Source organism: Pseudomonas kielensis, from assembly GCF_030505375.1.
Lineage (GTDB): Bacteria > Pseudomonadota > Gammaproteobacteria > Pseudomonadales > Pseudomonadaceae > Aquipseudomonas > Aquipseudomonas kielensis.
This window is the reverse complement of sequence record NZ_CP130043.1, coordinates 264,024-282,826: the sequence shown is the minus strand read 5'-3', so window position 1 is coordinate 282,826 and position 18,803 is coordinate 264,024. Positions and strand designations below refer to the sequence as shown.

Genomic DNA, 18,803 nt, shown 5'->3' with positions numbered 1-18,803 from the left:
TGGCAGCGGGGCGGTAGTACGGGCGATGGGAATATTGCCTGGCACGCCGGGGATCGCGGGTTCGAGCCCCGACCGCTCCGCCAGTTACGAGAAGGCGCATCCTCGGATGCGCCTTTCTTCTATCCGGATTCTACCCACGCTCCACGGTTGCCTAATTTTGAAGTTCAACCGTTTCTGGGGGACGCATGCTGCAAAATATCAGGGACAATTCACAAGGCTGGATTGCCAAGACTATTATCGGGGTCATCGTTGCACTGATGGCCTTGACCGGTGTCGATGCCATTTTCCAGGCCTCCTCTTCGAAGAACGAAGTGGCCAAGGTCAATGGTGAAGAAATCAGCCAGAACGAGCTGAGCCAGGCGGTTGATATGCAACGCCGCCAACTCATGCAACAGCTGGGCAAGGACTTCGACGCCTCCTTGCTGGATGAAAAAATGCTGCGCGAATCGGCCCTCAAGGGCCTGATCGATCGCAAACTGCTGCTGCAAGGCGCCCATGATTCGAAGTTCGCTTTCTCCGAAGCGGCTCTGGACCAGGTGATCCTGCTGACACCTGAATTCCAGGTCGACGGCAAGTTCAGTGCCGAGCGATTTGACCAGGTAGTTCGTCAGTTGGGCTACAGCCGCCTGCAGTTCCGCGAGATGCTGGCTCAGGAAATGCTGATCGGTCAATTGCGTGCCGGCCTGGCAGGCAGCGGTTTTGTCACCGATGCCCAGGTACTGGCCTTCGCCCGTCTGGAAAAACAGACCCGTGATTTCGCGACCCTGACCGTCAAGGCTGATCCTGCCTCGGTCAAGCTGACCGATGCCGAGGTCAAGGCTTACTACGACGAGCACGCCAAGGAATTCATGACCCCTGATCAGGTAGTCATCGACTATCTGGAACTGAAGAAGTCCTCCTTCTTCGACCAGGTCACCGTGAAAGACGAAGCGCTGCAGGACGCCTATCAGAAAGAAATCGCCAACCTGGCCGAACAACGCCGGGCTGCGCACATTCTGATCGAAGTCAACGACAAGGTGACCGAGGCGCAAGCCAAGGCCAAGATCGAAGAGCTGCAAGCGCGCCTGGCCAAGGGTGAAAGCTTCGAGGCCTTGGCCAAGGAGTTCTCCCAGGATCCAGGTTCGGCTGCCAATGGCGGTGACCTGGGTTACGCAGGCCCAGGCGTCTATGACCCGGACTTTGAAACAGCGCTGTACGCGCTTGACAAAGACCAGGTCTCGGCGCCGGTTCGCTCCAGCTTTGGTTACCACCTGATCAAGTTGCTGGGCGTCGAAGCGCCAGAAGTGCCGAGCTTTGCCAGCCTCAAGGACAAGCTGACCCGCGACCTGAAAACCCAGCAAGTGGAACAGCTGTTCGTCGAGGCGACCAAGCAACTGGAAGACTCCTCGTTCGAATCCTCCGACCTGGCCCAGCCAGCGGCCGATCTGAAGTTGACCGTACACACTTCCGCGCCGTTTGGCCGTGAAGGTGGCGAAGGTGTTGCGGCCAACCGTGCCGTGATCACTGCAGCGTTCAGTCCGGAAGTGCTGGATGAGGGTGCCAACAGCACCGCCATCGAACTGGATCCGGAAACCGTGATCGTGCTGCGCGCCAAAGAGCATCGCAAACCTGAGCAACTGCCTCTGGCCAGCGTTGAAACAGCGATTCGTGCGCAACTGGTCAAGGAGCACGCCAGTGCTGCGGCCAAGACCAAGGCCGAGGAGCTGGTAACCAGCCTTCGCGACGGCAAGACGGCGATCGACAGCCTGGGCTGGAAAGTCACCGAAGCGGCCACCCGTGGTCAGGAAGGTGTCGAACCTGCCGTGCTGCAAGCCTTGTTCCGCATGCCCAAGCCTGCTGCCAAGGACAAGCCGAGCTTCGATAGCGTGACCCTGCCTGACGGCAGCCTGGTGATCGTGCGCCTCAATGGGGTGAACGAAGCTGCAGCGCCAACTGACGAGGAGAAGGCCGAGTACCGCCGCTTCCTCGCTTCGCGTGTCGGCCAGCAAGACTTTGCTGCCTACCGCAAGCAGTTGGAAAGCGAGGCCGACGTCAAGCGTTACTGATAACGGACTGACGCGTACAGCTGCAAACAAAAACCCCGGCCACCAGGCCGGGGTTTTTTATTGTTCATCTGTTCATCGGTCACCTGAGTGCGCGACTTTTCCGGCAAACGATGGTCAGTAGAGGGGTCAGGTGTACAAGTCACTAATCCATGCGCCGTCACAGGGTGAACTGTTGCACAATACGCCCCGTACCGATTTCCTCAGGATGTTCAATGTTCACATCATTCCCTATGCGTACCGCGGGACTGGCGCTGGTGCTGGCTGCCGCAGCCGGTTGCGCGAAGGACCAAGCCATTTATGAGCATGAGAACTTCGACGACTCCGGAACCTTCTCGCGCAAATACCCGGTGACCGACACCGCGTCCTGTGAAGCCGCCCGCCGGGCGTTGCTGAGCCAGGGCTATATCATCACCAGTTCCGACCCGAAACTGATCAGCGGTCACAAAAGCTTCCAGCAGACCGGCGACACCCACATGGAGATCAGCTTCAGCGTGGTGTGCGCCGAAGACAGCAGCCATCACGCGACCATGTTTGCCAACGCCTTGCAGGACCGCTATGCGTTGAAGAAGACCAACAACTCCGCCAGCCTCGGCGTCGGCGTGTTGGGGTCGGTGTCGATGCCGATCGGCTCCTCCGATGATTCGATGGTCAAGGTTGCGAGCGAGACGGTCACCTCGGGCAAGTTCTATGAGCGCTTTTTTGCCCTGGTGGAATTGTTCCTGCCACCGGATGTGAAGAAAGCCGCCCATATCACCGAGAAGCCCAAGACTGACCTCGGTGTGCCGGAAGCCAAGCTCGCGCCGGTCGCGCCGACGCCTGCCGCAGAACCTGCGCCAATGCCTGCCGCCGAACCTGTGGTCCCCGCCATGCCTGAGCCGGCACCGGCTGCACAGGCCGCCTCCGAGCCGGTAGCACCGCCGCCCGAAGCCGCACCGATCACGCCCGAGAAGGCCATCGAAGCCGCCCCTCAGGCCGCCCCGCAACCTTCGCCGCAGCCGGTACCGGAACCTGTGCCAGAAACCGCGCCTACAGTGACCCCACCCCCGGCCAACCCTGATTCGCTGCCTGCCCCGAGCGAGCCGATCACGCCCATGCCGTCCTCCGGCCAGTAACCCGTCCGCCAGTGCTGCGGCCCCTCTTGGGGTAACGCAGCCGGGCGCTTGACCTGCATCAAGCTGCGCTCACCGGCGCCCATGATAAATTTTGAAGTGTCTGCTACGTTTTATGAGCAGGAGCCACCGTGTACCCGCGTCATTTTTCTTTCATGCGGGCACTTTATGCTGATGGCGCAGGTCATTTGGGCAACGGTTTTCGACACGACTAAAAAAGGAATTGGCAATGGACGATTATCAAGAAGAGCTGCTGGAATATCAGGCATTCGAACTCGACCCGCTGGAGCCGGCGGACGACGCTACAGAGTTGTAGTGGCGCTGCTACCAGTTACGTTGGCTTCACGCCGATTGCCGATGGCTGCGGCGAAACTCGCCGGGCGTCTGGCCGTTCCAGCGTTTGAAGGCGCGTTGAAAGGCTTCGGCCGAGGCAAATCCCAACAGGTAGGCGATTTCGCCAAAGGCCAGTTCCGTGTCGCGGATGTAGGTCATGGCCAGGTCGCGGCGGGTGTCGTTGAGAATCGCGCGAAACTGCGTACCCTCTTCAGCGAGCTTGCGGCGCAAGGTCCAGGTTGGCAGCTTCAAGCGTGCCGCCACTTCTTCCAGGTCGGGTTCACGACCGCCATTGAGCAACGGCCCCAATAGCTGCGTGATGCGTTCGCGCAGGCTACGGGTGCGGGTCAACTGCTCCAGTTCCCGTTCACACAGCTTGAGCAGCAGGCGCCAGGTGCTGGGGCAGTGCTCGGGGTTGCGTTGCGCCAGGCTGGCCTGGCTCAGGCGCAACTGATTGTGCTCGGCGCCAAACTGCAGGGCGCAGTCCCCCAGCACGGCATAGCGTTCTGAGTAGTCGGGTGCCTGGAATTCAATCTCGATGCGCTCGGCCCGCAGTGGCTCGGGGCAGAGGCTGGACAGCTGCTGTAACCAGCCGGCGATGATCGAGTCCACCACAAAACGGTTATAGGCGTTGTATGGACTGATGGAGTAGAACCGCAGCCAGGCCCCCTGGGTGTCCTCATGGAAGCTCGACTGGCCGCGATAGTTGGAGCCGTACAAGGCCTCGAAGCGAATCAGGCAACGCGCCGCTTCGCGCACCGTCGGCGCCTGGGCAGCCGTCACCCCGGCCAGCCCGACCTGACTCAGCCGACTGAGCTGGCCCATGCGCAGGCCCAGGGCCGGGTCCCCGGTCAGTTGGATGGCGGCGTGGCCCAGGCGCATGTAGCGCGGAATCGACAGCCGGGCACCGGCCTCGGCCAGACGCGCGACGTCCAGGCCGTATTGCTCCAGCAGGGGTTGCGGGTCACAGCCGTGGCTGCGCACGGCATCCGCCAGACTATGGACAAAGCCGACGGACAGGTCCCCCAGGCGCATCGGCAGCGGTTTCATGGGTTACAACCAGATATTCAACAAACGGGCGCCGCGGGCTTCGCCATCGGCGAAGTGCTGCCCATTGCTGCTGAGGAAACTCTGACCAGCGCTGCCCTGGTTCCAGAACTGGCCACGCAGGAACACGCTGACCCCGGCATTGGCCAGGCTGCTGGGCGGCTGTGCGGTCAGGGTCAGGCGATGCCAGGCCTGGCCTTCGCTGAGCTCACCCGGCTTGAGGCTGATTTCACTTGGGGTGAAGGGCCCCTGGTAACCGCGCCAGGGTTGATCCCAGGTACTGCGGCCGGTGACGAAGGCCGGCACGGCGATCAATTCGGCACCCTGGTCGTTGAGCTTGCGGTAGTTGTCCGGGTACCAGCTGTCGTTGCCGATCAGCACCCCAAGGCGCCCGGCGGGGGTCTGGATCACGTTGATCGCCCGGTCGCCACTGGGCCGGATAAACCCTTGCTCGGCGAGGCTCGGGCTCAACTGCCGTTGCGGCTGGCCGATGGGCGCACCGTCCCGGCCAAACACCAGGCTGGTGTTGTACAACGGACCCTTGCCAATACTCAGGGCGCCGTCTTTGACGCTCGGCTCCGGCAGCACGATGCTGCCCGCCACCAGGGTGATGTCGAATTCCCGGGCCAGGCCGCCGAACAGCGCCTGGTACTGGCCGGCCATGCTCTTGGCCTTCATGCGCAGGTGGGCATCCTCCAGGCGGCTGTCACCCTGGGCGCCGATCAGCGCCCGCAGGAAAGGCAGGGGATTGCTCACCGCCAGCCAGTTCATGGCTTCGTCGAACGTGCTGGCCTGGTACAGCTCGTCCTTCTCGCCGCTGACCATCAACCAGGTGCCGATATGTTCAGGCAGCACGACGATGGTCTTGGCGTTGAGCAGGCCCTGGTCGCGGGCTTGCTGCAAGTAGGCCGCGAGTTTGCGATGCAGGCGTTCGGGACTTTGGTAGTCGGTGGGGAACAGTTCTGGCTGGATCCCCAGCAGGTTGCCCCGGTCACCGGGTACGCCCTGATCCACCGCGAGCTGGATGCGCAGGTCGGACAGGTAATGCCCCACCGGGCGTTCGGCGGTCCACATGGCGTAGGTGGTGAGGGCGGCGAGCAAGGCCATGGCGAATGTCAGGTAAAGAAGTTTGCGCATGAGAAAACTAAGGATCAGCCGTGTGCAGGGTTCGCCGACTAGGGTAGGCGCCATGCCGGCGAATGCCAAGGGGTGCTGCACATTTGGATCAATAACTTGTCAGTTACGGTCATTGAGTGCGGGCGGGCCTGCTCTTAGTCTGTGACCCATAACCGATGGACGCCCAAGAGCGTCCGCACTTTTTCCGTGATTACTCGTTGTGGAGTTACCGATGGCCGCCGTTCACTACCCGCACCTGCTGGCCCCGCTGGACCTGGGCTTTACCACGTTGCGCAACCGCACCCTGATGGGCTCGATGCACACCGGGCTGGAAGAGAAGCCGGGCGGTTTCGAGCGCATGGCGGCCTACTTTGCCGAGCGTGCCCGTGGCGGCGTTGGCCTGATGGTCACCGGCGGTATCGGCCCGAACGAAGAGGGCGGCGTGTACGCTGGCGCGGCCAAGTTGACCACCCTTGAAGAAGCGCTGAAACACCAGATTGTCACCCGTGCGGTGCATGAAGCCGGTGGCAAGATCTGCATGCAGATCCTCCACGCCGGGCGTTATGCCTACAGCCCGAAACAGGTGGCACCGAGCGCTATCCAGGCGCCGATCAACCCGTTCAAGCCCAAAGAGCTGGACGAGGAAGGGATCGAGAAACAGATCAGCGATTTCGTCACCTGCTCCACCCTGGCGCAAACCGCCGAGTACGACGGCGTCGAGATCATGGGCTCGGAAGGTTATTTCATTAACCAGTTCCTCGCCGCCCACACCAACCATCGCACCGACCGCTGGGGCGGTGCCTACGAAAACCGCATGCGCCTGCCGGTGGAAATCGTGCGTCGCGTGCGCGAAGCGGTGGGCCCGAACTTCATCATCATCTTCCGCCTGTCGATGCTCGACCTGGTGGAAGGCGGCAGCAGTTGGGAAGAAATCGTGCAGTTGGCCAAGGCCATCGAGCAGGCCGGTGCAACGATCATCAACACCGGGATCGGCTGGCACGAAGCGCGGATTCCAACCATCGCCACCAAGGTGCCGCGTGCGGCATTCAGCAAGGTCACCGCCAAATTGCGCGGTTCGGTGGGTATTCCGCTGATCACCACCAACCGTATCAACACCCCGGAAGTCGCCGAGCAGATCCTCGCCGAAGGCGATGCCGACATGGTCTCGATGGCCCGGCCGTTCCTCGCCGATCCGGAGTTCGTCAACAAGGCCGCTGCCGGGCGGGGTGATGAAATCAACACCTGCATCGGCTGCAACCAGGCCTGCCTGGACCACACCTTTGGCGGCAAGTTGACCTCCTGCCTGGTCAACCCGCGTGCCTGCCACGAAACCGAACTCAACTACCTGCCGGTGCAGCAGATCAAGAAGATCGCGGTGGTCGGTGCCGGGCCTGCGGGGCTGGCGGCCGCCACCGTTGCCGCCGAGCGCGGCCATCAAGTGACGCTGTTCGATTCGGCCAGCGAAATCGGCGGTCAGTTCAACGTCGCCAAACGTGTGCCGGGCAAGGAAGAGTTCTTCGAAACCCTGCGCTACTTCAATCGCAAGTTGCAGACCAGCCATGTCGAGCTGTGCCTGAACACTCGGGTCGATGTGCCACAACTGGTCGCCGGCGGCTACGACGAAGTGATCCTGGCCACCGGCATCGCACCACGGCTGCCAGCGATCCCCGGTATCGACCATGCCAAGGTGCTGAGCTACCTGGACGTGATTCTGCAGCGCAAGCCGGTGGGTAAAAAAGTCGCGGTGATTGGCGCCGGCGGTATCGGTTTCGACGTGTCGGAATTCCTCGTGCATCAGGGCGTGGCCACCAGCCAGGACCGTGAAGCCTTCTGGAAGGAGTGGGGCATCGACACTCACCTGCAAGCGCGCGGTGGCGTGGCGGGCATCAAGGCCGAGCCCCATGCCCCGGCCCGTGAAGTGTTCCTGCTGCAACGCAAGAAATCCAAGGTCGGGGACGGCTTGGGCAAGACCACCGGCTGGATTCACCGCACCGGTCTTAAGAACAAGCAGGTGCAGATGCTCAACAGCGTCGAGTACCTGAAGATCGACGACGCCGGCTTGCACATCCGCATCGGCGAGACGGGCGAGCCGCAACTGTTGCCGGTGGACAACATTGTGATCTGCGCCGGCCAGGATCCGCTGCGCGAACTGTACGACGGCCTGCTGGCCGCTGGGCAGAACGTGCACCTGATCGGTGGTGCAGACGTGGCGGCGGAGCTGGATGCCAAGCGCGCGATCAATCAGGGATCGCGCCTGGCGGCTGAGCTCTAAGTCAACCTGGGTCCGGCCGGAACAGCCGTCACCCGACACCGCGATTGTGCAAAGCAATCGCGGTGCTTTCACTTCGATCAGTATTGGTAGCAGCTGCCGAGCGCGCGAGGCTGTGTTCGAGGACGCAGTCCTCGCCGGGTTGGCGTGGGTCCTTGGCGCCCGCTTCGCAGCCGAACGCAGCGTCGCAGGCTCGGCAGCTGCTATGAGGTGCATGGCTGGTAGACTGGCGTTCCACGTCTTGTGAACGATGTTGCCGATGCTTTGCCTACCTGCCGATTGGTCTCCCCAAGCCCCCCTCGAACCCCTGCACCTGGACTGGCTCGACCGTGCCGGTGTCGAGGTCGCGGTGCTGCGTCTGGACCTGATCGACCCGCTGATCTGTGGCAACAAGTGGTTCAAACTGATGGATCACCTGCGGCTTGCCGGCGAGGCGGGGGCGCAGGGTGTCATCAGCCTGGGCGGTGCCTGGTCCAATCACCTGCACGCCCTGGCGGCGGCCGGCAAGCGCTTTGGTTTTGCCACCGTCGGCCTGTTGCGTGGGCATCCCCAGTCCAACGCCACGGTGCAGGACCTGCAGGCGTTCGGCATGCACCTGCACTGGCTGGGTTACGGCGGCTATCGAGCCCGGCATGAGCCTGGGTTCTGGCAGCCGTGGCTGGCGCAGTACCCGGGGTTTGAGCCCATTCCCGAGGGCGGTGGCGGCTTGGCGGGGGCGCGTGGTTGCGGGCAACTGCTGGGCCTGGTCGCTGAACAGCTGCCTGGCCTGGGCTGGACCGATCATCACGGTTGGTGGCTGGCCTGCGGGACGGGTACCACGCTGGCGGGTCTGGTGCTGGCCGAGGCGGGCAGGCATCCGGTGCAGGGGGTGTTGGCGGTACCGCACGACCATGGCGTGGCAGAGCAGGTCGCAGCGATCCTGGCGCAGGGCGGGTGCTCAGTGGGCGACTATGGGCTCATCGATGGCAGCCGCGGCGGTTTTGCCAAGGTCGACCCGGTGCTGCTGGCGTTCATCGAGGCCACCGAGCAGGCCAGTGGCCTGCCGCTGGAACCGCTGTACACCGGCAAGGCCTTGCTGGCGCTCAAGCAGCAGGTCGAGGCGGGGCAGGTGGCGTCCGGTACGCGCTGGATCTTTGTGCACACCGGCGGCTTGCAGGGCCGCCGGGGTTTTGCCACCCAGGCGCAGGTTTAACCGCGTTTGGGCATCATCCGCAGCAGGGTGTTGTCGCGGTAGTAATAATGGTGCGCCAGTCCGGCCACGGCGTGCAGGCCGATCAGCCAGTAACCGATGGTGCCGCCCAGCACATGCCAGCCTTCGATCTGCTTGGCCAGCTCCTTGTCTTCGCCGATCAACAGCGGCAGGTCGATGCCATAGAACATCACTTGATGGCCGGCGGCGCTGGTGATCAGCCAGCCGAGGATCGGCATGCCGATCATGAACACATACAGCGCGACGTGCATCAGGGTCGCCAGCAGGCTTTGCCAGCGGGGTGGAGTCGGTACGATTTTCGGTGCCACTCCCAGGCTGCGGGCGAACAGGCGGAGCCAGACCAGGACGAACACGGTCAGGCCGAGCATGAAGTGCGCTTCCTTGATCAGGGTCCGACCGCCACTGCCTTTGGGAAAGATCCCACGCAGTTCGATGGTGGCATACACCACGGCCAGCAGCACCAGCATCAACCAGTGCAGCGCGATCGATACGGTGCTGTAGCGTGAGACAGAGTTCTTCCAGGGCATAGGGTCCATTCCTCAGTATTCAGGTCATAAATCTCCATTCTTGTGCGACGGAGTGCGCTAACTGTAATCCTGTTAGGGGGAAATTGCCTGAGCCAAGTCAGGCTCTTGTCCTACGTCCAGCGCTCTGCCACAGGCTTTTGTGCAAAAAAAAGCGCCAGCCCCGGTCAAGGGCTGGCGCTTTGTCGGGCGCGTGAGCTATCAGCTGCTTTGTGGCATCTCACCCTGGGCCAGGCGTTTGTTGATGTCGGCGATCACCTGGGGCAGGTCGGTGATGGTGTCGATCATGTAATGCGGGCGCGAACCTTCGAACAGGCCATGAATGCGTTGGCGCTCGTTGGCCAGGGTGTCGCTGCCCAGGGCGCGATAGCCCTCGTACGTCAGGCCCAGCGCGTTGCCGGAGCAGATCAGGGCCACGGTCCACATCCCGGCGCGCCGGCCTTCGAGGATGCCGGGCACGGTGTCGTCGATCTTCACGCAGGCGGCGACGTCGTCGATGCCCAGGGCGATGACGTTGGCCAGGGCCTGGGCCGGCCATGGGCGGCCGTTGGGCACTTCGTCGGTGGCGACCACGTGATCGGCGATGTAGCCGTTGGTGGCGGCCAGTTCGACCACCTTGTCCATCACCTGCTTCGGATACCCAGAGCACGAACCGATCTTGATGCCTTGCTGGCGCAGGTTGGCAATGGTCTCCAGGGCACCGGGGATCAACGCCGAGTGCTCGGCGATCTTTTCGATCTGCAGCGGCATGAAACGTTGGTAGATGGCGGTCACGTCATCGTCGGTCGGGGTGCGGCCAAACACCTGGCGATAGCGCTCAGCCACTTGTGGCTGGTCACACAGGGTGCGGATGTGGTCCCACTTGCCCATCCCCATCGGGCCCCGGGCTTCCTCGATGGACACCTGCACGTCGAATTCGGCGAAGGCCTCGACAAAGATCTGGGTCGGCGCGAACGAGCCGAAGTCGACCACGGTGCCGGCCCAGTCGAGGATGGCGGCTTGCAGCTTTGTTGGGTTGGTGTAGTTCATAGTGTGCGAATCCTGTATTTGGAGAATGATGAACCCTGTAGCCGCTGGCGTACCCAGCGGCCGGCTGATCGCTGAAAAGTCAGATCTCGAGTACTTCCATCTCGCGCAAGACCTCGGCCACAGCGGCCACCGCTGCACGCATCTCGGCCTGGTTGACGTGGCCGATGCAGCCGACGCGGAAGGTTTCGACCTGGGTCAACTTGCCTGGGTAGAGGATGAAACCCTTGGCCTTTACCCGTTCGTAGAACGCTTTGAATTGATAGCGCGGGTCCCGGGGGGCGTGAAAGGTGACGATGATCGGCGCCTGGATGGCCGCCGGCAGGAAGCTGCGCAAGCCAAGCCTGGCCATTTCCTCGAGCAGCACCTGGCAGTTGTCGGCGTAGCGCTGGTGGCGTACCGGCAAGCCGCCTTCTTCGTTGTATTGCAGCAGGGCCTCGTGCAGCGCCGCGACCACGTGGGTCGGCGGGGTGAAGCGCCACTGGCCGGTCTTGGCCATGTAGCTGTGCTGGTCGAACAAGTCCATGGCCAGCGAATGGGAGTTGCCGGCCGCAGTGGCCAGGGCCTGCTTGTTGGCGAAGACAAAACCCATGCCGGGCACACCTTCCAGGCACTTGCCGCTGGCGGCGATCAGCGCGTCGAAGGGGACTTGCCGGGCATCGATCGGTAGCGCGCCAAAGGAACTCATGGCGTCAATGATCAGGCGTTTGCCGTGCTGGGCAATGACCTGGGCGATGTCCGCCAGTGGGTTGAGAATCCCGGTGCTGGTTTCGCAGTGGATCAGCGCAACGTGGGTGATGCTGGCGTCGGCCCGCAGCAGGCGGTCGACATCGGCGGCAGTGGTCGGCTCGTCTTCAGCGGTTTCAAAGGTGCTGAACGAGCGGCCCAGGTACTCACAGATTTTCGCCAGGCGCTTGCCATATGCGCCGTTGATCAGCACCAGCACTTTACCGTCGCGGGGCACCAGGGTGCCGATCGCCGCTTCGACGGCGAAGGTCCCGCTGCCTTGCAGGGGGACGCAGTGGTGGCTGTCGGCGCCGTTGACGATGCTCAGCAGTTGTTCACAGAGGCTGGCCGTCAGTTGATTGAAGCGGTCATCCCATGAACCCCAGTCGACCATCATCGCCTGGCGGGTGCGGGCCGAAGTCGTCAATGGGCCGGGGGTGAGCAGGATGGGTTCGGCAGTGCTCATTCGCGTGTCCTCGTTATCGATGGGATGAAGCTACGGGAGATAAATTGCAATTTGCCGCGCCATCAATCAAATTGTTTGTTGTTATGCCAATCATCAGTAAGGCTTATTCATGAACCTGTTCCAGTTGCGCGCATTCGATGCGGTGGCCCGTGAGGGCAGCTTTACCCGGGCCGCTGCCCGTCTGTTCATCAGCCAGCCGGCAGTGACCGGGCACATCAAGGCGCTGGAGGAGCACTACCAGATCACGCTGTTGCGGCGCACCGCACGGCGGGTCGAACTGACGGAGGAGGGCATCAAGCTGGCGGCGATCACCCGGGCGATGTTTGGCCTGGCCGAAGAAGCCCAGGTCATGCTCGAGGCCAACCGGCAGTTACTGACCGGGCGCCTGGAAGTGGCGGCGGACGGGCCGCACATGGTCATGCCGATGCTCGCCAGCCTGCGGGCGCGCTACCCGGGCATCACGGTCAACCTGCGCTTGGGCAATGCCCAGGAAACCCTCGCGGCGCTGCTGTCCGAACACGCCGACGTGGCGGTCCTGACCGAAGTCGAGCCGCGCAAGGGCCTGCACCTGCAAGCACTGAGCGAGTCGCGGATCTGCGCGTTGGTGCCCGCCGGTCACCCCTGGTCGAGCCTGGACCAGGGCGTCAGCCTCGAGGCGCTGGACCAGGTGATCATGGTCCTGCGTGAGCCGAGCTCCATCACCCGGCGCACGTTCGATGAGGCCTGCAGCCAGGCGCGCATCACCCCGCGGGTGCTGCTGGAGCTGGACAGCCGCGAGGCGGTGACCGAGGCGGTGGCGGCGGAGCTGGGGGTGGGGGTGGTGTCGTCAGTCGAGGTCAGTCACGATCCGCGGGTGCGGGCGGTGCCGATCATCGGTAAGGGGTTGGTCAATCGACACCTGATTGGCTGCATGGAGCGGCGCCGGGACCTGCGCCTGATCCAGGCGTTTTTCGCCCTGGCGCCTGTCTGATGACGTGTGGCGCGGCTATCGCTAGCAGGCTCGCTTCCACTTGGCTGGTGTAGGGTTGTGGAACTGTGGGAGCTGTGCCCGCTTGCGGCCTACCCGCGATAGGGCCGGACCTGCTTACTCCAGGCTCTCACGCACCATCTGCAGAAATGTCGCCACCACGCGCCGTGAACTCTGCTCGCGCAGACACACCAGGGTTTCGGTCAGGCGCCGGGTGCAATCGATAATCGGCAGTGCGCAAACCCGTGAATCGGCGCCAAACTCGGCGGCCGAGACCACGCCCACGCCAATCCCGACCACCACGGCTTCCCGTGCGGCCTCGCGGCCTTCCACCTGGATCGCCGGTCGAATGCGCAAGCCGGCCCGGGCCATTTCTTCTTCCAGGGTCTGGCGGGTCACCGACCCGACTTCACGCAATACCAGCGGGGTGTCGTCCAGGTCCGCCAGGCGGATCGACTCGCGGTCGGCCCAGGGGTGGTTGCGGGAAACGAAGGCCACCATCGGGTCGTTGCGCAACGGCAGTGTCAGCAGGCGCGCATCGTTGACGTCCCGTCCGAGCAAGGCCAGGTCGGCCTGATAGTTGAACAGGCGAAACAGCGATTCGTCGGTGTTGCCGGTTTCGATCTTCACGCTGATGCCCGGATAACGCTCGCAGAACCGGGCGATTTGCGGCAGCACGTGGACCGGGGCATCCACCGCCAGGATCAGGCTGCCGGTCTGCAGGGCCTGGGAGTCCTGCAGCAGTTCCTGGGCCTGGGCTTCGATCACGAACAGGCGCTGGGTGATGCTCAACAGGCGTTCGCCCAGGTCGGTCAGGCGCACAGAGCGCTTGTTGCGATGAAACAACAACACCCCAAACCGTTCTTCGAGTTTGCGCACCTGGTCGGAGATGGCTGGCTGGGTCAGGAACAGGCGTTCGGCCGCTTTGGTGAAGCTGCCGTGCTGGGCCACGGCATGGAAAGCCTTGAGCTGGGCGTGGGATACCGACATCGCATGACCTCTTACAAGCTGAGCTTATATTTGAAATACGATAAATCGATTTCACTTATTAATCAGTAATTGTTTTTATCGCCCCTAGCCCCGCTGACTGGTCAGTCGACCCGCGGCGGTGGCCATGATCCTGGCGCGCATGGAAAATCTCGAGACAGGGATGGAACAGGACTCATCTGACCGGCAACGCCCGCCCTCCTAGGGGCCTTGCCGCAGTGCTCAACAATAAAAAACACAGGCGTTTAGTTTTCTGAATCTGCCGGCACACTCACACCCTGAGGTCAGATCCACCATGAATAAGCACATCGGCACTATCAAGCGTTGGCGCGTGCAAATCTTCGCCATCACCTGGCTCGCCTACGCGGCCTTCTACTTCACTCGCAAAGCGTTCTCCGTGGCCAAACTGGGGATCGGCGAAGACCCTACCTTCCACCTCGACAAAATGGCCATGGCCAACCTCGACGGGCTCTACCTGGCCGCCTATGCCATTGGCCAGTTCACCTGGGGCATCCTCGCCGACCGCTACGGACCGCGGGTGGTGGTGTTCGGTGGGTTGTTGATCTCAGCCCTGGCGGCGCTGGTGATGGGCACCTTTGCCACCTTGCCGATCTTTGCCACCTGCATGGTGATCCAGGGCCTGGCGCAGTCCACGGGGTGGTCGGGCCTGTGCAAGAACCTGGGCAGTTTCTACCCTGCCGAACAACGCGGTCGGGTACTGGGCCTGTGGAGTTCGTGCTACGCCTTTGGCGGCCTGGTGGCCTCGCCTTTTGCCGGTTGGTGGGCCTACACCCTGGTGGGCAGCTGGCATGCGGCGTTCATTTCCAGTGCCGCGGTGGTGGCGGTGGTGGCGCTGCTGTTTTTTATCTTTCAGCGCAACAAGCCTGAAGACGTCGGCTTGCCGGCGGTGGAGCCTGCGCCGCAACTGACCGCCGCCGAGGCGGATGCGCAAAGCCGGATCAGCATGTGGGCGCCGCTGCGTGAAATCCTGCGCAATCGCACGGTGCTGACCCTGGGCCTGGCGTACTTCATGCTCAAGCCGGCGCGTTACGCAATTCTGTTGTGGGGCCCGGTGATCGTCTTCGAGCAAATGCCCTCGGTGGGCAAGGTGGGCGCTGCGATCATCCCCACCGCGTTCGAGCTGGCGGGGTTGCTGGGGCCGATCATGATTGGCCTGGCCTCGGACAAACTGTTCGGAGCGCGGCGCTTGCCGGCCTGTGTCTTGAGCCTGCTGGCCCTGACGGTCTCGCTGGCGCTGTTCATGGGCGCCTTGCAAACCGGCAGCGTGTTGCTGGTGGTGGCCTTGTTGTTTGTCATGGGCCTGACCCTGTACGGACCTGACTCGATGATCAGCGGTGCGGCCGCGATTGACTTCGGCACCGCCAAGGCCGGCGCCACCGCCGCCGGTTTCGTCAACGGCTGCGGTTCGGTCGGCGCCATCCTCGGCGGCCTGTTGCCGGGCTACTTCGACACGGTCACGGTGTTCATCGTGTTTGCCGGTTGCGCGTTGTTTTCGGCCCTGGTGCTGGTCCCCCACTGGAACAGCCGCCCGGCAAGCCTGCAACCAGAGCGTGCGTTTGTGCCCAATGTGCCCATGGCGATCAAGCCACTGCGCAGCTGATAACTCTACCCCCGCGACCTCGCCGACGCTCATGGCCTGATCGGCGGCGGGGCCGTGCCCCCTCGATATGGAGATTTGCCCATGAGACCCTTTTGGCTGGCCCAGGCACTGGAAGCCGACACCAGCGCTCCTTGTGTGCCCCTGGCGCAGGACACCGATGCCGATGTGTGTATTGTCGGTGGCGGCTACACCGGGCTGTGGACCGCCGTCATGCTCAAGCAGCAGGACCCCGGGCTGGATGTGCTGCTGATCGAAGCCGATGTCTGCGGCGCCGGCGCCAGTGGGCGCAATGGTGGGTGTGCGCTGTCCTGGTCGGCCAAGTACTTCACCCTGGAGCGCCTGTTCGGTGTCGAGGAGGCGGTGCGCCTGGTCAAGGAGTCGGAGCACAGCATCCAGGCCATCGGCGCGTTTTGCGAGCAGTACGGGGTGGACGCCGACTACCGCCTTGATGGCACGCTGTACACCGCGACCAACCGTGCCCAGTGCGGCGCCACCGACAGCGTGATCGCCGCGCTGGAGCGCAATGGCATCAACTCGTTCAGCAAGCGTCCGGTGGCCGACGTGCAGCGCATGGCGGGCTCCAGCAAACACCTGGAAGGCTGGTTCTCGCCGGCCGCCGCCAGCATGCAACCGGGCAAGCTGGTGCGCGGCCTGCGGCGAGTGGCCTTGCAATTGGGCGTGCGAATGCATGAAAACACCGCGATGACTGGCCTGGAGGAAGGCCGGCCGGCGGTGATCCGCACGCCCCATGGACGCATCCGTGCCAAGCGGGTGGTGCTGGCGATGAATGCCTGGATGGCCCGTGCCTTTCCCCAGTTCGAGCGCAGCGTGGCGATTGTTTCCAGCGACATGCTGATCACCGAGCCGCGCCCGGAGTTGCTCAAGACCATCGGCCTGACCACCGGTGTGACCGTGCTCGACTCGCGGATCTTCGTGCATTACTACCACAATACCCCCGACGGTCGAATCATGCTCGGCAAGGGCGGCAATACCTTCGCCTATGGCGGACGCATGCTGCCGGTGTTCGATCAGCCATCGCCCTATGCGGGCCTGCTGCAAAAAAGCCTGGCGCAGTTTTTCCCGGCCTTTGCCCAGGTGCCGGTGGCGGCGACCTGGAACGGGCCGTCGGATCGCTCGGTGACCGGCCTGCCGTTTTTTGGCCAGATGAGCGCCAGTGGCAATGTGTTTTATGGGTTTGGCTATTCCGGCAGTGGCGTCGGCCCCTGTCACATGGGTGGGCAGATCCTCTCGTCGCTGGTGCTGGGGCTGGACAACCCCTGGACCCGCTCACCCCTGGTCAACGGCCCGCTGGGGTATTTCCCGCCGGAGCCGATTCGCTACCTGGGCTCGCTGCTGGTGCGTAACGCGATCCGGCGCAAGGAGCGCGCCGAGGATCACGGCCGGCGTCCACGGCATCTGGACGTGCGCCTGGCGAAATTTGCGGCGGCGGCCGGCAAGGCCGATAAAGGCTAGCGGCGGTTCAAGGCGCCTTGCCGGCGTGGGGCAGCAGCCAGTCGAATAACAGTTGGTTGTGCCCCGTGTGCGCAGGCGGGCTGGTGGGCCGGGCGCTCTCAATGAAGCTCAGGCGTTGCGCGCTGTTCCAGTGTTGCTGGAAGTATTCGGCCAGCGCCACGCATTGCCCCGGATACAGCAAGCACAGTTGTTCCGGGGTGCGGGCGAACTCGCAGGCCAGCTGTTTTTTCTGCGCGGGCGAAAGCGCCAGGTTACCCGACGCCAGGCTGGTGCCCTGCATGACCACGTCGCTGCGATCCAGGCCGGTCAGCTCCATGAGCCCGGGCTGCGGCATACGCACGATGTACCAGTTGGCGTGGGCCAAACAGTCGGTGGTGGCGGGCGGATGTTCGAACAGATAGATCTCACCGCTCCAGCCGCTGTGCTGGGGCTGAGGCCGTCCGGGATGTTCGAGCGGGGCCACGTCAGGGGCAGGGGTGGGGCTGAACAGCGGGCCGGACAAGGTGATGCTGTCTGCCGTCAGGTGCAGCACGTTGCCATTGGCCGAGAGGCTGATGGGCTGTTCTTTATCCTGCCAGGCTTGGTCATTGCGCGCGGCGCCAAGGTCGCAGGCATAGAGCACCGGTCGATCGGGATCACCATCCAGGAAACTGACCGGGACTTCGCTGCCGCCTGCGGGCAACTGCCCGGCGTCCGTGGCCACCTGGACCCTTGGCAACCAGAGCCCCGAGGGCGCGTCATCGGTGGCTTGCGCAGGCCACAACCAGACCTGTACCCGGCCTTGAGCGTCGAGCACCGGCGGCTCTGCCACCCGCCCGATGTGCTGGCCAGGGATGCGCGGCTTGAGGTGCGTGTGCGCTGGGCGGAACTCGCTGGACCAGGGGATGGCGGTGAATTGATTGCGGTAGTGGCTCGCGGTGCCTTCATGCTCCACCTCGCAGAGCAACCACTGGTCATTGAATGCCGCGACAGGATGGCCACTGACTTGCAGGATGCCCCCGCTGCGTAGACCGGGCTGCGTGCTGTGGCCCTGGACTTGCCGGTGCAGGCACCGCAGGCGTTCGAGCTCGCGCCGGCTCAACTGGCGCTGGTGCTGCTGGGTCGGGGTTGCCCGGGCGGTGGCCTGGGCGACTTGATTGGCGGCGTCTGCCGGCGCGGGGCCCGACTCCTGTGGTTCGCCCCGTGGCTGAACGCTGTGGCGCGGCGCGGAGCAGGGTGGGTTGTGACATTGAAACAACTGGCTGATCACCGCGTGGTCGGCACCGGGCGCAAAGGCGGTCTCGAGCGGGTGCTGGGTGAAGCTGGCACTGTCCTCGGCAAATACCAGTACGTGTCGGTCGTCGTGGTGTTCAAAATGAAAGTGGATGCCTTCCTCTTCGCACAGCCGATGCAGCAGGTGCAGGTCGGTTTCGTCGTACTGGATGCACAGCGCCCGCGGTGGGTACTCGCCATGGTGCAGTTCGAAGCGGTAACTGTCGGCGGGCAGGCCGCGCTCCTCGAGCAACTGGTGCAGCAGTTGCGGCACGCTCAACTCACGCCGTATACGCCGCCGTGGCGGTTGCTCCAGGGCGAGCAGGCGGGGGGCGAGCGTCAGGCGGTACGTGATCTGCTGGGCGTTGGCATCGATCAGCCCGGCGCGCTGGACGATCCCGTGGCGGCCGATACGCGGCCCCAGGCAAAGGTAGGCCGGCTGGTGCAGCCACTGCTCAAGCCGAATCGCCGGTGCCGGGCCGAGCAGTTCGATGTCCAGTTGGTAGAGTTGGTTGAGGGCTTCGTGCCCCTTGAACTGACGTACCGCAAAACTCAAGGCGAGCTCAGGGAGGGTCAGGGTTGGGTTCAGGCCCAGGGGGCTTTCCATGTCGTTGTGCATCACACACTCTTCTG

At 63.5% G+C, this 18,803-nt stretch carries 14 protein-coding genes; 7 read left to right on the top strand and 7 right to left on the bottom strand.

Annotated features, from left to right (window positions below):
• Positions 1–185 precede the first annotated feature (185 nt).
• Together Q1W70_RS01440 and Q1W70_RS01435 are read left to right on the top strand one after the other, a co-directional pair.
• A complete protein-coding gene (locus tag Q1W70_RS01440; RefSeq protein ID WP_166590776.1) occupies positions 186–2,045 on the top strand; it encodes a SurA N-terminal domain-containing protein in 1,860 nt (619 codons plus the stop codon).
• Between the two features lie 212 nt (positions 2,046–2,257).
• A complete protein-coding gene (locus Q1W70_RS01435) occupies positions 2,258–3,157 on the top strand; it encodes a DUF2242 domain-containing protein (RefSeq protein ID WP_166590775.1) in 900 nt (299 codons plus the stop codon).
• A gap of 339 nt (positions 3,158–3,496) precedes the next feature.
• Here the strand turns inward: Q1W70_RS01435 and Q1W70_RS01430 are convergent, their stop codons facing one another.
• Entirely contained in the window at positions 3,497–4,537 is a 1,041-nt protein-coding gene (locus tag Q1W70_RS01430; RefSeq protein WP_182344019.1) for an AraC family transcriptional regulator, read from the bottom strand.
• Positions 4,538–4,540: 3 nt separating this feature from the next.
• On the bottom strand, positions 4,541–5,671 hold the full coding sequence (locus Q1W70_RS01425) for a carbon-nitrogen hydrolase family protein (protein WP_166590773.1): 1,131 nt from the start codon (positions 5,669–5,671) through the stop codon (positions 4,541–4,543).
• A gap of 211 nt (positions 5,672–5,882) precedes the next feature.
• Here Q1W70_RS01425 and Q1W70_RS01420 point away from each other — a divergent pair, with 211 nt between their 5' ends.
• Positions 5,883–7,922 (top strand): NADPH-dependent 2,4-dienoyl-CoA reductase, encoded by a 2,040-nt coding sequence (locus Q1W70_RS01420; protein ID WP_302098536.1) that lies wholly within the window; start codon positions 5,883–5,885, stop codon positions 7,920–7,922.
• 256 nt (positions 7,923–8,178) lie between these two features.
• Positions 8,179–9,111 (top strand): 1-aminocyclopropane-1-carboxylate deaminase/D-cysteine desulfhydrase, encoded by a 933-nt coding sequence (locus Q1W70_RS01415; RefSeq protein WP_302098535.1) that lies wholly within the window; start codon positions 8,179–8,181, stop codon positions 9,109–9,111.
• Here the strand turns inward: Q1W70_RS01415 and Q1W70_RS01410 are convergent.
• The 3 genes from Q1W70_RS01410 to Q1W70_RS01400 all read right to left on the bottom strand — a co-directional run bounded on the left by Q1W70_RS01410 (position 9,108) and on the right by Q1W70_RS01400 (position 11,871).
• On the bottom strand, positions 9,108–9,656 hold the full coding sequence (locus Q1W70_RS01410; protein ID WP_166590770.1) for a cytochrome b: 549 nt from the start codon (positions 9,654–9,656) through the stop codon (positions 9,108–9,110). The genes Q1W70_RS01415 and Q1W70_RS01410 overlap by 4 nt on opposite strands.
• Positions 9,657–9,854: 198 nt before the next feature.
• Positions 9,855–10,682: a phosphonoacetaldehyde hydrolase gene (gene phnX, locus Q1W70_RS01405; protein WP_166590769.1), complete on the bottom strand. Its 828-nt coding sequence runs from the start codon at positions 10,680–10,682 to the stop codon at positions 9,855–9,857.
• A 79-nt stretch (positions 10,683–10,761) separates the two neighbouring features.
• Positions 10,762–11,871 (bottom strand): 2-aminoethylphosphonate--pyruvate transaminase, encoded by a 1,110-nt coding sequence (locus Q1W70_RS01400; RefSeq protein ID WP_166590768.1) that lies wholly within the window; start codon positions 11,869–11,871, stop codon positions 10,762–10,764.
• 109 nt (positions 11,872–11,980) lie between these two features.
• On the opposite strand from Q1W70_RS01400, the gene Q1W70_RS01395 reads away from it, so the two are divergent.
• Positions 11,981–12,841 carry a LysR substrate-binding domain-containing protein gene (locus tag Q1W70_RS01395; RefSeq protein WP_302098534.1) on the top strand — a complete coding sequence of 287 codons (861 nt, stop codon included), beginning with the start codon at positions 11,981–11,983 and terminating at the stop codon, positions 12,839–12,841.
• Positions 12,842–12,955: 114 nt separating this feature from the next.
• On the opposite strand, the gene Q1W70_RS01390 is transcribed toward Q1W70_RS01395, so the two are convergent.
• Complete coding sequence (locus tag Q1W70_RS01390) at positions 12,956–13,828, bottom strand: LysR family transcriptional regulator (RefSeq protein WP_166590766.1); 873 nt, start codon at positions 13,826–13,828, stop codon at positions 12,956–12,958.
• A gap of 292 nt (positions 13,829–14,120) precedes the next feature.
• Between Q1W70_RS01390 and Q1W70_RS01385 the strand changes: the two genes are divergently transcribed.
• Together Q1W70_RS01385 and Q1W70_RS01380 are read left to right on the top strand one after the other, a co-directional pair.
• Entirely contained in the window at positions 14,121–15,446 is a 1,326-nt protein-coding gene (locus tag Q1W70_RS01385) for an MFS transporter (protein WP_302098533.1), read from the top strand.
• Between the two features lie 75 nt (positions 15,447–15,521).
• Positions 15,522–16,919 carry an FAD-dependent oxidoreductase gene (locus Q1W70_RS01380; RefSeq protein ID WP_302098532.1) on the top strand — a complete coding sequence of 466 codons (1,398 nt, stop codon included), beginning with the start codon at positions 15,522–15,524 and terminating at the stop codon, positions 16,917–16,919.
• A 7-nt stretch (positions 16,920–16,926) separates the two neighbouring features.
• Here Q1W70_RS01380 and Q1W70_RS01375 read toward each other — a convergent pair whose 3' ends face one another.
• Positions 16,927–18,789, bottom strand: a complete 1,863-nt coding sequence (locus Q1W70_RS01375; RefSeq protein ID WP_302098531.1) for a type VI secretion system Vgr family protein — start codon at positions 18,787–18,789, stop codon at positions 16,927–16,929.
• Positions 18,790–18,803 lie beyond the last annotated feature (14 nt).